This is a genomic window from Clostridium transplantifaecale (genome assembly GCF_900626075.1).
In the GTDB taxonomy this organism is placed as follows: domain Bacteria; phylum Bacillota; class Clostridia; order Lachnospirales; family Lachnospiraceae; genus Otoolea; species Otoolea transplantifaecalis.
Genome location: NZ_UYZY01000002.1, coordinates 81,700 through 96,404, shown reverse-complemented (window position 1 = coordinate 96,404; position 14,705 = coordinate 81,700). Strand labels below are relative to the sequence as shown.

Sequence of the window (14,705 nt, the reverse complement as noted above, 5' to 3'; positions counted from 1 at the left end):
GCTCTGCGATATTAAATCGGTTGATTAAAATGGTTGAAATGATACTGGAGTATTCGGTAAAAACATTGTTTCAGGAGTTGGATTTTGATGAACTTAGAAAACTGGTGGAGGCGGATCTGGCACCGCTGCTTGACCGCAGAAAAATTAAGAAAGCAATCGAGGAATTGTTTCAATTGCCTTTTTTAGAGCGCACAGAGGCGCTCTGCGCTTTCTGCAATGACGTGGAATTTCAACGGCATATAGATGATACCAATTACCAGTTACATCAACGCTCTGCAAGAGGAAGTGGATCCGGTGCATATATGGAGGTTTTAAATCAACTTTGTAATGAACTCTATGATGCTGTTGATGTTAAAAAAGGAATTGTCATGAGTGAAATACAAAGGGATGGAAAGAAAATAAAAGTCCCTTTTAATATCCGCTTATTAAAAGAACAATATCAACGGGAGAACGGAGAAAATGGTTGTGTCTGCCCTGTATGTGTGAGAGATAATTTGTTTGATCTGGGAGAGGGACAGGCGGATCACTATTTTTCTCGTAAGAAATTTCCTGCACTCGCGTTTCATCCGTTTAATCTCCTCCCTGTTTGCTCCGACTGCAATGGAGCGCTAAAGGGAGTGAAGAATCCTATTGATTCTGTGGACATCGGGGCAGGAGAGCTATGTACTGTTTTTTTACCGTATGTGCGGCCGGGGAAGAATGAAATTAAATTTGGTGTATCGGAGGACTGTGAAAGGCGTATTGTTATGAAGAAGGGGCCAAACGGAGATTCATATACAGAGAAGAGAATAGAAAATATGGAGCGATTGTTTCATCTTGGAAAGCGATGGAACAGAGAACTTGGCTACGTATATGACGATCTTATGGCTGAACTGAACCGGGAAGGTGGAAGAGGAAGAAACAGAGAGGAACGCCTTGCGGATTTGCGCAGAATACTGAGAGACCATGCGAATAGTACCAAAGATAGAAGAGATTTTGTAAAAGGCATATACTGTGCATGGCTGCAGACAAAAACGGACATTGAACTATCGGAATTGTTCCAGAACCTTAAATTTGATAATCGGAGTACCTAGCTATGTGTTGAAGAAATGAAAAAGACATGGATTGCTCCTGTCACAAGGAGTGGTAGAATTAGAAACGATCTAAATGCATGGCAAGAGTGGGATGAAAGAACAGTCGTAAAGTCGGATACGGCAGGGAGGATCGCGTGTTCGTCCAGGGCTAATTATGCCTTGTAAGCATCAGTTTTATACACAACCGCATCTGGAAACGGTGGCATAGCTGGAAAAACAGTAAGTCGAAGGTTTTCGATGATTTGAGGAGGATATGAACGCGCGCGCTTCTGTTCGGTTGTGTTGAGATTTATTGCCGGTGTCGGAATGGAGGTAATGAAAATGACGGTTCGGCAAAAGATAAAAATGGTACTCTTATACTGAATGCTTAAAAAAGAAGTATTGAAATAGCTGCGTATTATTATCCTGCTCATTAGTGGCTATATCTTGTATCGGAGGTATGCTGTGGGTCAAATAATAAAGAGATTTTTAAATGGCTCCTATTTGGAATATGATAATGGAAAATTTGATGATTGGTGTGTTTATTTGACGCAGCCAAATGGAAGTCGTAAGCCACCACAAGATATAGATTGTTTTATTGTACTCAAGAAGTTGGCGATAAAATATAGTGCAGAACGAGTGTATGAAGATTATATTCTAGTTTATGAATTAACCGGAAGTCAAATCGACTCACAAGTACTTGATAGAATTTCGCTTGTTGCAAAAAAGTATGACTCTGATTCTTTGGATGTTGATATTCTATTTTCTGTTTTATATATGGTGATGATTTCCGAGGAACGGAAAAGGTACACTCGTTTAGGTAAGCGTATTAAGCGCCTTGGTATTTGTGTGTTACTTATGGAAGAACGATCAGTGCAAGAATCCGCTGATTTTATGCGTGGAATGAGCTGGAGAGAGATTGATACTTTATGTAGAGAGCGAGGATTCTAATATTATTCTTTGTTAAACGATATGACACAAAGGTCGTATAAATAGTGGCGGATAGATAAAGGAGAGTATACATGGGATTACTTGAGCTTGCCAGCGGAAATTCGATATGGCGTGGTATCGACTATTTTAACAAGAAAAAAGTGATCTCTTGGGAAAAAGTCACCCAGGATTCATATAGTGGCATCGTAGCTGGCAGTAGCGGTGAACCATATGCGGTTTATATTGACAAACAGCATCCAAGAAAATCTACTTGCAATTGTGCTTTTGCAAATGAAAGACGCGTGATTTGTAAACACATGCTGGCAGTGCTGTTTACAGCAGAGCCTAATGTTGCTGAAGATTTCCTCAAATAAGTCGAGAAATATGAAGCAGAGGAAGAAAAAGGGAGCAGCAACACTATGAAGATTTGGAGGTATACATGAAAAGTCTATCAAAATCAGAACTTCAGGAACAGTTGCTAAACGCCCTTATCCAATTAGAAGGAAAATGTGATTATTACTGATTGAAAGAATGAGTTCTACAAAAAGCAATTTATAGTTGGGCAATATACAGGACAACAAATAAATTAAACTGTTATATAAAAGAGGTAATAATAGAATATCCGAAACATATATCTCTGCTGAAGTTAAGGGAAAGCCATATGTAGGCTGGCTATTCGGAAGTAGAATGACAGGGAGAATAGGGGGAACATGATTGATAAAAGTATAGTGCCTTCATTCGAAAAGATGATGAAGCCAATTTTAAAAGTACTGTCGGAAGCCGGGCAGGCATTAGATAACGATACAATCGATGCAAAGATGGAAAACATTCTTAATCTGCCGGACCAGATAAGAACAATCCCACATGGGAACGGACGACGTACGAAAGTATCCTATTGTATTGCATGGGAAAAACATATTTAAAGAAATATGGGCGGCTCTATAATCCATCAAGAGGATTTTGGAAGCTGTCGGAGAACTTCGACGAGGATATCGATAAGATTAATGAAAAACAGAACGCCAAAAGTGTAAACCAGCAGAGCATTAAAAATTTAGAGCGGGAAGATATGACGAACCTGGAATCACACGAGGCATTTGAACGGCTCATTGTTGGAGGATTAAAAGAATTTGCTCAAAAACATGGAAAGGAAATGCAGATCCAATCGGATGATATGGATTGGGATGCGTTTTTTCCGTGTGGGATGGATGAGGGTACAAATCCCGTATATGTAGACGTGAAATACATACCGGGAGGAAATGCGGGAAAAACATTTTATCTGTAGGCGATTGAGCAAGCAGTAAAGCGTTTGCCGACTCAAGGGGATAAGGCTGAGCTGCTGAGCATTTTTAATACACATATCTCCGGTCCTCGGAAGCAGGAATTGGTAAACTGTTATGTAAATAATCAACCCAGATTAAGATAAAAATTAAAATATAGGATTATGAAGATGTAGTCAATCAAATAGGCAGTCTGGATGCCCATGCGGAGTATCGCTCAATCCTAAACGGATGCTGGTAGAAGATAAAATTTCAATACAGTTGACAAAAAAAGAGGAAGAGAAGAAAAGAGATATATTAATCGGAAAACTTCGAACCGCTTATAATGAAGAAAATGTTACCGTATTTTTGGGCGCCGATATATTGAAGGATGCAGGGGTGCTGCTATGGGGAGAACTGACTAGCAAACTTCTCCTCCGTACGATAAGCGAACGGTTGAGAGACAATAATTTTGGAAACGAACATTTGCAGGAAATATGGAAACTGGCCTATCAGAATCAGGAAGATTCTCCGTTGACACAAATGCGGTATATACGAACGGCTTTTGATGACGATGAATATTACGATTTGGTGCGGGAAATTATATATGAAAATGGGCCGGATCCCAAAAGTGATCTGTTGAACGCCATTGTCAAGCTCAGTACGCCAAGGCGTAACCACATTGGCGTAAAAGCATTGTGAGCTATAATTTTGATGATTTGCTGGAATAGAATCTGGAACAGGCGGGAGTAGATTACAAGACGATTTATCGCGAACAGGATATGCCGGATAGGAATCAGCTGAGTATTTACCCTGTTCATGGCTTCCTTCCTCAGAAACCGGAGGAGGGGGAGAGTCAGGATTTAAACCTGGTCTTTTCCGAGGAAGATTATCACCGAGTATACAGGGATGCTTATGGCTGGTCAAATTTAGTGCAGCTTAATGCATTTCGCGATACGACATGTCTCTTTTTAGGGTGCTCTCTGACGGATCCGAACATGCGTAGGCCGCTCGATGTGGCGGCGAGGACGGAGGAAAAGGCAAGGCATTATGCGATACTGAAAAGGAAGAGCCTGGAACTGACTGCAGCGGGCGGCAAGGTGAAACAGGAGATCTTAGAGGAGTATCAGCAGATTGATAATAACATCCGCGAGAGTTATTACGAATCGCTCGGGATCAATATAATATGGGTGGATCGCTATGACGAGATTCCGGACATTTTGAAGGCCCTGCGCGAAACGTGAATGTTGTAAGCCATGGAACGGATGCCGAGCGTATGATAGGAAAAGAATCAGAAAATATCAGTGTAATGTCTCCGCTGCGGCGTGGAGTGGTTGCCGATTATTTTGTAACTGTGCAGTTATTTACCTGGCTATTAGAAAAAGCATGGGGTAAAAAACCCTTATTTAGGACATCGGTGGCCGTATGTGTACCGGAAGATATGACAGAAGTGGAAAAAAAGCACTTGTAGAGGTGATGTGTCAATCTCGCACCAAAGATGTTACGATTATACCTTTTGCAGTAGAACAGTTTGTGGTAATGGCTAAAATTCCTGAAAAACTTCCGCCTGCGTATAAAAAATGCAGGACAGTTGTTGGAATTACAAAAGACGAGCCTGAGAATTATGGTAAAGAAGAACTTGGTCAGATTTTGAAGTATGCGGGGGAAAATGGGATTTCTACAGAAAGAATCACAGATTTGCTGAAGACGGTGTCTGAGGAAGTTAAAGAGCTGTCTCAGGCATTACAATATGAATAAAATGGCACATATGTGCCAAAAGAAGCTTCGGAAGGGATTTAATAGTACTGAATAAAATTTAAAGAAGAAAAAGATTTGGTAAGGAGTAAAAAACCAATAGCTGCATTTCAGCCAGAAAGGAGCCACTTATGGAGTACCTTGCGCATATCAGCGAAGACAAAAATCGGGAGCAGAGCATAAAAAGTCATTTAGAGGGAACGGCCCTCCTGGCAGAGAAGTTTGCAAATGAGTTTGGCTATGGAGACTGGGGCTATTTCTGCGGGAAGCTCCACGACATTGGGAAATATTCGGCTAAATTTCAGAGGCGCATCAAAGGCAGCGGCGAGACAGCAGATCATGCTACGGCGGGAGCACAGCTATGCCTGCAATTGGGCAAACAAAAAGGCGGTTTCTATGTCGCCCCTGCGTACTGTATTGCCGGCCATCACGCCGGCCTTCCGGACACGGGGACGAGCGCGGATACGGGAGAAAGAGGAACCTTCGCGGGTAGGATGAAGAAGAAAATAGAAGACTATGGAGCATATCAAGAGGAGATTTCAGTGCCGCCTCTTTCACCCCCTGTTTTCACGAGAGAAGGGAAGAGAGAGCCTACCTTTACCATGAGCTTTCTCATCCGCATGCTGTATTCCTGCCTCGTGGATGCCGATTATCTTGATACGGAGGACTTCATGAAGGACGGCGGGACAGGCCGGATAGCGGGAGAATGTATCCCGGTACTTTTGGAAAAGTTGAATCGCAATATCGAGAAATGGGTTGTAAATGAAGAAAAGGATACGATCAACGGGCGAAGGACGGAGATACTTAAATACTGTATCGAGCAGGGAAAGAAAGAGAAGGGGCTGTTTCGCCTGACCGTTCCGACCGGTGGCGGAAAGACGGTGGCGTCTCTGGCATTTGCCCTGAACCATGCGGCGGAGCATGGGATGAAGCGTGTCATCTACGTGATTCCGTATACCAGCATCATCGAGCAGAATGCAAATGTATTCAGCGATATTCTGGGGAAAGAAAATGTTCTGGAACATCATAGCGGCATTGATTATGAAAGCACGGAGGAACTGAAACCAAAGCAGCTGGCGACGGAAAACTGGGATCTGCCTGTCATTGTGACGACGAATGTCCAGTTCTTTGAGTCTCTATTTTCCAATAAATCTTCAAAATGCAGAAAATTACATAACATTGCAAACAGCGTTATCATATTTGACGAGGCGCAGATGCTGCCAAATGATTATCTAATGCCGTGTATTGCCGCAATGGAAGAGTTAATCCGGCACTATGAGAGCAGCATTGTGCTGTGTACGGCGACTCAGCCGTCTTTGAAACCATTCTTTCCAGAGGATTTGTATCATACGGAGCTGTGTCCGCGCATGGAAGAACAGTTTCGCTTTTTCAAGAGAGCCAACTTTAAAAATTTAGGAAAAATACCGGAGGGCGAGCTTTTAGAAAGACTGAGAACGGAAGAACAGGCACTGTGTATTTTGAATACAAAGAATAATGTACAAAAGCTGTATGAGGAAATCAAGGGGGAGGGAGTCTATCACCTTTCAACCTTCATGTTTCCCAATCACCGCCAGGATCGCCTGAAGGATATACGGGAGAGATTAGATGCGGGAAAAAAATGTATTGTCATAGCAACCAGTCTGGTGGAGGCCGGCGTGGATCTGGACTTTCAGAGCGTCTACAGGGAACTGGCCGGCGTGGATTCCATGATACAAGCGGCAGGCCGGTGCAACAGAGAGGGGAACCGGCCTGCCCAGACCAGCTTTGCCTATTATTTCCAGTTGGAAGAGTCCAGAAAGATTCCAGGACAGGAACTGCAGATCGAAACGGCAAGACAGGTAATCCGAAATCATGAAGACATAGCTTCCCTTGAGGCGGTCCAGGATTATTTTACCAGATTATATCGTTTTAAAGGATCTGCCCTGGATAAAAAGAATATTTTAGATGAATTTCAAAAAGGCCGGTTTGCTTTTTCCACGGTCGGAAGAGAATTTAAACTGATCGAGCAGAATACAAAAACAATTTTGATTCCGATCGAAGAACGTGCCAAAGAAATTGCGGAGGAATTGAGGTTAAAAGGGGTGTCAAAAAAATTAATCCGGGAGGCGGGGCAATACTGCGTTAATATTTATGATAATCTTTTTCAAAAATTGTATGGCACCGGGATGGTTGTTGGGGTATCGGAGGAGTTGAAAGAAGAGTTTTTTGTTTTAACGGACTGTGGGAATTATTCGGAAGAGACTGGCTTGCAGATTCATGTGGAGCTGGGAACGGATGTGTGGTTGTAAAATGTCATCGAGAGCCAGAATGGACCTGGCTCTCGATGTGGATTCCTAACAGTAATCCAAAATATTTCAATCCGCATTTACCTGTTTTAAACCGAATTTACCGGAAGGTAAAAGACAATACATATATAACCTACCACAGAATCGAAAAAAAGATAAGCAGTAATTTAACAAGAGAATGGATTCCTATTGCAAAAATAAAAATTTATGTTATTATGTAATTAACATTAATATAAAATGAAATTGAATATGAAAGGGGGAATTGCAATGAGCGTAGGAGTCAGAGTGAAAGTCTGGGGCGATTATGCACTTTTCAGCCGTCCAGAGATGAAAGTGGAGCGCTGCAGCTATGATATCATGACGCCGTCTGCCGCCCGGGGGATTCTGGAGGCCGTCTATTGGCATCCGGGCATGGTGTGGAAAATTGACCGCATTCACGTCATGAAACCGATTCAGTTCACCTCCATCCGACGGAATGAGGTCAAGAGCAAGGTTTCGGCGAACAATGTTCTTTCTGTCTATAACGGGGCAAAAAAGGATTTGTTCATCAGCAGTAAAGAGGAGATTGTCCAGAGAGCTTCGCTGCTTTTAAAGGACGTGGAGTATGTCATAGAGGCTCATTTTGAAATGACGGATCAGGCAAATGACAGTGACAATCCGGGAAAGTTTAAGGACATTATCATGAGACGGCTAAAGCGGGGGGAATGCTACCATACACCCTATTTTGGCTGCCGGGAATTTCCGGTCAATTTCTGTCTCTGTGATGATGAGATCCATGGAGCCTATGAGGTAGTGGAAGAAAAGGATCTGGGATTTATGCTCTTCGACATGGATTACTCAAATCCGGAGGATATACAGCCGATGTTCTTTCGGGCTGTCATGCGTCGGGGTGTTGTGGATTTGAGGGACTGCGAGGTGATTCGATGATACTGCAGGCGTTGGTAAAGCACTATGAGACTTTAGCGGAGCAGGGAAAAGTGTCGAGACAGGGGTGGTGCCGGGCAAAGGTGACCTATGCGCTGGATATTGACGCAGAAGGCAGACTGCTGGGGCTGATTCCACTCAAGCAGGAAGAGGAGCGGGGAAAAAAGACGGTCTGGGTGCCGCAGATGATGGAAGTGCCGGAGATGGCGGCCCGTTCCTCGGGAGTATCGGCAAATTTTTTGTGTGATAATTCCAAATATCTACTGGGGATCGATAAGGATGGAAGCGGCAAACGCGTTTTAGAATGTTTTCAGGCAGCTAGAGAAAAGCATGAGTCCATTCTTGAACAAGTACAGAGCGAGGCCGCTGTGGCGGTGAAAAATTTCTTTAGGAATTGGGATCCCATGAAAGCGAAGGAAACCCCGGAACTGCTTGAGAATTGGGAAGACATTACGGCTGGCGGAAATCTGATTTTTTATGTGGAAACGCAGTACGCGCAAGAAGATCCGAATATACGTGATGCCTGGGATGAAGCTCTTTTGGCGGCTGGAAACGAGAACCAAGCAATTTGCCTTGTGACCGGAAAGAAGGCGGAGATTTCCCGGATTCATACTGTGATTCGGGGTGTTCAGGGCGCACAGTCCAGCGGGGCAGCATTGGTGTCTTTCAACGCACCGTCCTTCGAATCCTATGGAAAGGAGCAGAGTTTTAACGCACCAGTCGGGAAATATGCGATGTTTGCCTATACGACGGCGCTAGGTTACCTGCTCTCTCAGAGAAAATACATCTTTATGCTGGGAGATACGACGATTCTCTTTTGGTCGGAGGATGGCGAGGAGATCTATCAGGAGCTATTTCTGGGAGTAATGGAGCCGACGGACGAGAACCAGGAGGCGCTGAGGGGGATTTTTTCCAACCTGCAGGCCGGCCGGGGGATTGATGTAGACGGAATCCATATCAACCCGGAGCAGAAATTCTACATACTGGGTCTGGCGCCCAATGCGGCGCGGCTGTCGGTCAGGTTCTTTTACGAGAATCACTTTGGAACAATTTTATCCAATATCAAAAAGCACTATGAACAGATGGAAATCATCAGGCCGTCCTGGGACAAAATTGAATTTCCGGGTGCCTGGAGGGTGCTTTTCGAGACCGTAAACCAGAAATCCAAGGAAAAAAAACCACAGCCCAACATGGCGGCATCGGTGTTTGAATCGATTTTGTCCGGGAAAAAGTACCCGGAAAGCTTATACAGCAATGTGCTGATACGGATTCGCGCGGAACAGGGGAGAATCACCCGTGGGCGCGCGGCGATTATAAAGGCCTGTTTGATTCGGAATCACGGAAAACAATGGACAGAGGAGGGGAGCTTTGTGGGATTAAATGAACAGTGTAAGGATGTGGCCTATGTATTGGGCAGGGAATTTGCCGTGCTGGAGGCCATTCAGGAGGACGCCAATCCTGGAATCAATGCGACGATTAAAGATCGGTATTTTAACTCGGCCTGCGCGGCGCCGGCGTCAGTATTTCCTATTTTGCTGAAGCTGAAAAACAGTCATATCCGAAAATTGGAGACCGGGAAACGGATTTTTTATGAAAAAATATTAACCGGACTCGAGGGGATGATCGAGGTGGAAGAGGAGTGTCCTTTGGCTTTTCCGCGGAGATTGTCCTTGGAAGAACAGGGGATGTTTATACTGGGATATTACCATCAGGTTCAGAAGCGTTTCGAGAAAAAGGAGGAGAAGTAATGGGTGAAGTGATTAAAAACAGGTACGAATTTGTCGTGTTGTTTGATGTGGAAAATGGCAATCCGAACGGAGATCCGGATGCCGGAAATATGCCGAGAATCGATCCGGAGAGCGGATACGGACTGGTAACGGATGTCTGCTTAAAGAGAAAAATCCGCAATTATGTGGAGATTGTGAAAGAAGAGGAGGAAGGGTATCAAATCTATATAAAAGAGAATATTCCGTTGAACCGGAGCGACAGCATGGCATTTGAGTACTTGAATATTGACGAGTCCAAAACAAAGGATTTAAAGAAAAACGATCCCGAGGCAGACCGGAAAATCAGAGATTTCATGTGTAAGAACTTCTTTGATATCCGGACATTCGGCGCAGTTATGACTACATTTGTAAAGGCTTCTCTAAACTGCGGCCAGGTGAGGGGGCCTGTGCAATTGGGATTTGCCCGAAGTATTGACCCAATCGTGAGCCAGGAAGTGACGATCACGCGAGTGGCTATCACTACGGAAAAGGATGCGGGGAATAAGAGTACGGAGATGGGCAGAAAGAATATCGTGCCTTACGGACTCTACCGTGTGGAGGGATATATTTCTGCCAATCTTGCCAGAAAAGTGACTGGCTTTTCGGAGGAGGATCTGGAACTCTTGTGGGAGGCAATTATCAATATGTTTGAACACGATCATTCGGCGGCAAGGGGGAAGATGGCAGTCCGGGAATTAATTGTATTCAAACACAGTAAAGAGCTGGGAGATTGTCCTGCTTATAAACTGTTCGAGACCGTGGAAGTAAAGAAAAAGGATGAAATTCTCTATCCGAGAAAATACCAGGACTATGAGGTTACGGTTCACGAAGAGCTGATTCCGGATACGGTGGAGGTAATCAGAAAGATATAAGTAGTATGATCTCTCGGAATCTTGAGTGATTATGCCAGCGAAGCTGGCAACAGAACATTGAAAAGTGATTATTATCCGATAAGAAATAAAAAATGGAAAAAAGAGTAGGAGAAATAGACATAACTGTCGCTATGCCTTGAGAAATCAGTTATAATAGGGAATGGATTATGCCGCTTGTAGAATCAACTTTCTTAGGGCAGATTCAAAAGGCAAATCCCATGCATCCAGATGTTGCAGCATCAGGATGTGGTAGAGGCGGCAGTACCACATCTTAGTTGAGCGGTGTCTGCCGTCTTCTAATTTAAAGTCTACTTTCTCACGCTTGTTCGAGCGTTCAGCAGAAGTTCTTGCGTTATACTCAAGTTTCCATTCTTGCGAGTCACGAGGCGGAATATTAAACAGCCTTGGATTATCTTTCATAGCCACATGTACGGTTCTTCCATATTTAGAACGGGAGCAGGGATGTTCACAGGAGCATCCATATTTCCTGCTGGCTAAAGGACATCTGAATTTTATACGGTGTTTGGAAGGCTCAGAACCATCATGATTCATACATCTGCCTTCTCTGCATACAGGAACCCCGTCTTTGCCAATGGTGAAGTCGTCCTTGTAAGGCAGTTTGATGCCCCGCTTTTCATTGAGATCAATAAAAGGTGTGATGTTTTCCTTCCTGAAATATTCATAGTAAGGCATTGCGTCATGAGCAGAATCCAGTAGAACCTTTGAGACATTGAAATGGGGAAGAAAGCTTTTCATTCTGAAATAGGTGTGCAGAAAACTGTGAGAATCATGCTTTGAAGCGGAGTTCAATAAAGGGAAGACAGGAAGATCGCTTTCCGAATCCGATGCGACAAGCATATATAAATCATAGCCATGATACCAGCAGTCTCTGGAGGAGTCCCAACCGATATCGCAGTCAGGCTGAGAAAAAAATCTGTCACAGTTACAATCGGTAATGCCGTTCGAAGCACAGTCACAGATGCGGTGTTTCCGCTCTCTGTGAGAAGTTACAACAGGAGTTCTATCCCCAGCTAAAGCCAGAGCTTTGGGATTGATAAGTCCCTTGGAAACAGACCTGTTTAGGAATTCATTCTGATAAAGAGAAAAAAGGGAAGCATAAGGCTGGTCTTTGATATCAAAAATGGTGTTTTCTAATTTGGGAAGTAATTGCGCCACTTTGATTTTCTCAACAGAATCTGCCTTGGCGCCTTTGGTTTTAGGCTTCTTAACTTTTGTCTTAAGAGGCTGGATATGAGGGGAAAGATGATTGTCATCAGAATCCCACAAACGGTCGAGGAAGTCATAAAAAGTGCCGACACCGGGAGTGTTCCCGAACTCAAATCCACTTAAGATGGCGTAAAGAGGATTGATTTTAAGCTGTGCGGCCCAGTCAGTCAGCGAAGAGACTTTGAAATCAAGGGATAACAGATAGGACCGCTGCATACAGGAGGGAGTTCTGGGTTTGGGACCATAAACAGAGTATTTATCCCGCATAAAACTATCCGTGAAAGAAAGGTCAAGGTTCCAAAACCGATCTATGATATCCCAAGTGGAGCGGGCAATAGAATCAGGATTCGGATAGTATATACGAAGATTTTCAAGAACAAAGTCTTGATAGGCGGAGTGACCGCCAGAGTTAACAGGTAACAAGAAAATCGCCTCCAATCGAAAAATATACTTTTAATCAAGGGCGCGGAGCGCCGCATTTTTCGATGAAGTTGTCAAGTGTTATGGCAAAAAAGTGGGGGATTTTAATAAAAAGTGAATCTGAAAGCCTTGAATTTAGTGGCTTAGAGATTCCGAGAGATTATTAGTATGTGTGGAGGTAAAGAGAAAAAATATAGTGGAATATAGGGAAGAAGATTATTTGATGATATCCGGTATCCAGCATTTCGTGTTTTGCCGCAGGCAGTGGGCCTTGATTCATATTGAGCAGCAATGGGCGGAAAATGTGCATACAGTTACGGGAGAGCTGATGCACAAAAAAGCGCATGATCCTTATTTGACGGAAAACCGAAAGGAGATACTCATTGCGAGGGCTCTGCCTGTTTCTTCCCGGACGCTGGGAGCAAGCGGGGAATGCGATGTGGTGGAATTTCATCGGAGTGAAGATGGGGTGCATCTTCACGGACATCGCGGTCTATACAGCATTTATCCCATTGAATATAAAAAGGGGAAACCTAAGATTTCAGAAGAGGATATTCTGCAGCTTGCTGCCCAGACAATCTGCCTGGAAGAAATGTTTTCCACGGTCATACCGGAAGCGGCTATTTTCTACGGTGAGACACGCCGCCGTGAGCTCATAAAGATGACAGATGACCTGAGAGACAGGGTTCGCGATATGTTTCAGGAAATGCATCAGTACTATGAGAGGCGGTACACTCCGAAGGTCAGATGGAGTAAGAGCTGTAATGGCTGTTCTCTGAAAGAAATCTGTCTGCCAAAGCTGGGAAAGACCATGCCGGTGGGAGCATATATAAAACAGGCATTGGAGGAAGAGAAATGAAAAAACTGCTGAACACCTTATATGTGACATCAGAAGACAGTTATCTTTCACTGGACGGTGAAAATATTGTTGTGCTGGATAAGGAACGGGAGATAGGGCGCCTTCCCCTCCATAATCTGGAGGGGATCGTCTCGTTCGGTTACCGTGGAACCAGCCCGGCCCTGATGGGAGCGTGTGCGGAGCGCAATATTTCTCTCTGCTTTGTGAGCCCCAGCGGCAGATTTCTGGCACGGGTAACGGGGAGAGTAAAGGGGAATGTAGTGTTGAGAGACAAGCAGTACCGAACGTGTATGGATGAGGCGGCGAGTCTGGAGATTGCAAAAAACTGTATTACTGGAAAGGTACACAATGCGAGGTGGGTGCTGGAGCGCGCTGTCCGGGATCACGGTATGCAGATTGATGCGGAGAAAGTAAAACGGGCCTCTCTTTTTCTTAAGGATGCCGCACTCAGAATCCGCACCAGCGAATCGAAGGACCGCCTGAGGGGCTATGAAGGAGAGGCCGCCAGCGTTTATTTCGGCATATTTGATGAAATGATTCTGCAGCAGAAGAAAGATTTTGCCTTTTCCGGTAGAAACAAGAGGCCGCCGACCGATAATGTAAATGCAATGCTGTCTTTTGTATACACGTTGCTGACAAATAATATTGCAGCCGCGCTGGAAACTGTCGGGCTGGATCCTTATGTGGGCGTCTTCCATACGGAGCGCCCTGGCCGGGTGTCCCTGGCTCTGGATTTAATAGAAGAGCTGCGCCCTGTACTGGCGGATCGTTTTGTTCTGTCTATGGTTAATAAAAAAATCGTTCAGCGGGGGGATTTCCTGAAAAAGGAAAATGGCGCTGTTTTGATGAAGGAGGATGCCAGAAGAAGGTTCCTCACAGAGTGGCAGAACCGGAAAAAGGAAACCCTGACACATCCGTATTTACAGGAAAAGGTTGAGTGGGGGATGGTTCCCTATGTTCAAGCTATGCTGCTTGCGAGATACCTGCGGGGCGATCTGGACGCGTATCCGCCATTTTTGTGGAAGTGAGGAGAGAATTTGCTGGTATTGATTACATATGACGTGAATACGGAGACAGCCGGAGGAAAAACGAGACTCAGAAAGGTTGCCAAGCAATGTGTGAACTACGGTCGCCGAGTCCAAAATTCCGTGTTTGAGTGTATCTTGGACAATGCGCAGTGTGTGTTGCTGAAGTCGATTTTGACAGAGATTATAGATGAAGAGGTCGACAGCCTGAGGTTCTATTATCTGGGCAATAAGTATAAGACGAAGGTGGAGCATATAGGGGTTGATAAAGGAATTGCGGCGGATGACACTCTGATTTTGTAGTGCGAATGTGAAGCACACATGAAAATCCCGG

At 44.4% G+C, this 14,705-nt stretch carries 17 protein-coding genes; 16 read left to right on the top strand and 1 reads right to left on the bottom strand.

The genetic code is table 11. The annotated features are described in order from the left end of the window. Positions 1-29 precede the first annotated feature (29 nt). The 13 genes from EJL91_RS06135 to cas7c all read left to right on the top strand — a co-directional run bounded on the left by EJL91_RS06135 (position 30) and on the right by cas7c (position 10,840). Positions 30-1,073, top strand: a complete 1,044-nt coding sequence (locus tag EJL91_RS06135) for a hypothetical protein (protein ID WP_125141109.1) — start codon at positions 30-32, stop codon at positions 1,071-1,073. A 444-nt stretch (positions 1,074-1,517) separates the two neighbouring features. Next, complete coding sequence (locus tag EJL91_RS06130; protein WP_125141108.1) at positions 1,518-2,003, top strand: DUF7004 family protein; 486 nt, start codon at positions 1,518-1,520, stop codon at positions 2,001-2,003. Positions 2,004-2,074: 71 nt separating this feature from the next. Next, positions 2,075-2,356 carry an SWIM zinc finger family protein gene (locus tag EJL91_RS06125; RefSeq protein ID WP_125141107.1) on the top strand — a complete coding sequence of 94 codons (282 nt, stop codon included), beginning with the start codon at positions 2,075-2,077 and terminating at the stop codon, positions 2,354-2,356. Between the two features lie 336 nt (positions 2,357-2,692). Next, positions 2,693-2,905 carry a winged helix-turn-helix domain-containing protein gene (locus tag EJL91_RS06120; RefSeq protein ID WP_125141106.1) on the top strand — a complete coding sequence of 71 codons (213 nt, stop codon included), beginning with the start codon at positions 2,693-2,695 and terminating at the stop codon, positions 2,903-2,905. Next, the gene (locus EJL91_RS06115) at positions 2,887-3,264 is read left to right on the top strand and encodes a hypothetical protein (RefSeq protein ID WP_125141105.1); all 378 of its coding nucleotides are present in this window, start codon (positions 2,887-2,889) and stop codon (positions 3,262-3,264) included. Before EJL91_RS06120 ends, EJL91_RS06115 begins: the two co-directional genes overlap by 19 nt. A gap of 226 nt (positions 3,265-3,490) precedes the next feature. Then, entirely contained in the window at positions 3,491-3,940 is a 450-nt protein-coding gene (locus tag EJL91_RS06110; RefSeq protein WP_125141104.1) for a hypothetical protein, read from the top strand. Between the two features lie 32 nt (positions 3,941-3,972). After that, on the top strand, positions 3,973-4,482 hold the full coding sequence (locus EJL91_RS06105; RefSeq protein ID WP_423243437.1) for an SIR2 family protein: 510 nt from the start codon (positions 3,973-3,975) through the stop codon (positions 4,480-4,482). Positions 4,483-4,514: 32 nt separating this feature from the next. Beyond that, complete coding sequence (locus tag EJL91_RS06100; RefSeq protein ID WP_125141102.1) at positions 4,515-4,709, top strand: rod shape-determining protein; 195 nt, start codon at positions 4,515-4,517, stop codon at positions 4,707-4,709. After that, entirely contained in the window at positions 4,664-4,996 is a 333-nt protein-coding gene (locus EJL91_RS06095; RefSeq protein WP_164516762.1) for a hypothetical protein, read from the top strand. Before EJL91_RS06100 ends, EJL91_RS06095 begins: the two co-directional genes overlap by 46 nt. Positions 4,997-5,124: 128 nt before the next feature. Continuing rightward, positions 5,125-7,281 (top strand): CRISPR-associated helicase Cas3', encoded by a 2,157-nt coding sequence (gene cas3 / locus EJL91_RS06090; RefSeq protein WP_125141100.1) that lies wholly within the window; start codon positions 5,125-5,127, stop codon positions 7,279-7,281. Between the two features lie 264 nt (positions 7,282-7,545). Further along, complete coding sequence (cas5c, locus tag EJL91_RS06085) at positions 7,546-8,205, top strand: type I-C CRISPR-associated protein Cas5c (RefSeq protein WP_125141099.1); 660 nt, start codon at positions 7,546-7,548, stop codon at positions 8,203-8,205. Continuing rightward, positions 8,202-9,950, top strand: a complete 1,749-nt coding sequence (cas8c, locus tag EJL91_RS06080; protein WP_125141098.1) for a type I-C CRISPR-associated protein Cas8c/Csd1 — start codon at positions 8,202-8,204, stop codon at positions 9,948-9,950. Before cas5c ends, cas8c begins: the two co-directional genes overlap by 4 nt. Beyond that, positions 9,950-10,840, top strand: coding sequence for a type I-C CRISPR-associated protein Cas7/Csd2 (gene cas7c / locus EJL91_RS06075; RefSeq protein ID WP_125141097.1), 891 nt, complete (start codon positions 9,950-9,952; stop codon positions 10,838-10,840). The genes cas8c and cas7c overlap by 1 nt, the downstream gene beginning before the upstream one ends. A gap of 165 nt (positions 10,841-11,005) precedes the next feature. Here the strand turns inward: cas7c and EJL91_RS06070 are convergent, their stop codons facing one another. Further along, the gene (locus EJL91_RS06070; RefSeq protein WP_125141096.1) at positions 11,006-12,490 is read right to left on the bottom strand and encodes a hypothetical protein; all 1,485 of its coding nucleotides are present in this window, start codon (positions 12,488-12,490) and stop codon (positions 11,006-11,008) included. 193 nt (positions 12,491-12,683) lie between these two features. Between EJL91_RS06070 and cas4 the strand changes: the two genes are divergently transcribed. From cas4 to cas2, 3 genes are read left to right on the top strand one after another with little or no spacing between them, the layout of a single operon-like run. Next, complete coding sequence (gene cas4 / locus EJL91_RS06060; RefSeq protein ID WP_125141095.1) at positions 12,684-13,346, top strand: CRISPR-associated protein Cas4; 663 nt, start codon at positions 12,684-12,686, stop codon at positions 13,344-13,346. Then, positions 13,343-14,374, top strand: a complete 1,032-nt coding sequence (gene cas1c, locus EJL91_RS06055; RefSeq protein ID WP_125141094.1) for a type I-C CRISPR-associated endonuclease Cas1c — start codon at positions 13,343-13,345, stop codon at positions 14,372-14,374. Before cas4 ends, cas1c begins: the two co-directional genes overlap by 4 nt. A gap of 9 nt (positions 14,375-14,383) precedes the next feature. Beyond that, entirely contained in the window at positions 14,384-14,674 is a 291-nt protein-coding gene (gene cas2 / locus EJL91_RS06050) for a CRISPR-associated endonuclease Cas2 (RefSeq protein WP_125141093.1), read from the top strand. Positions 14,675-14,705 lie beyond the last annotated feature (31 nt).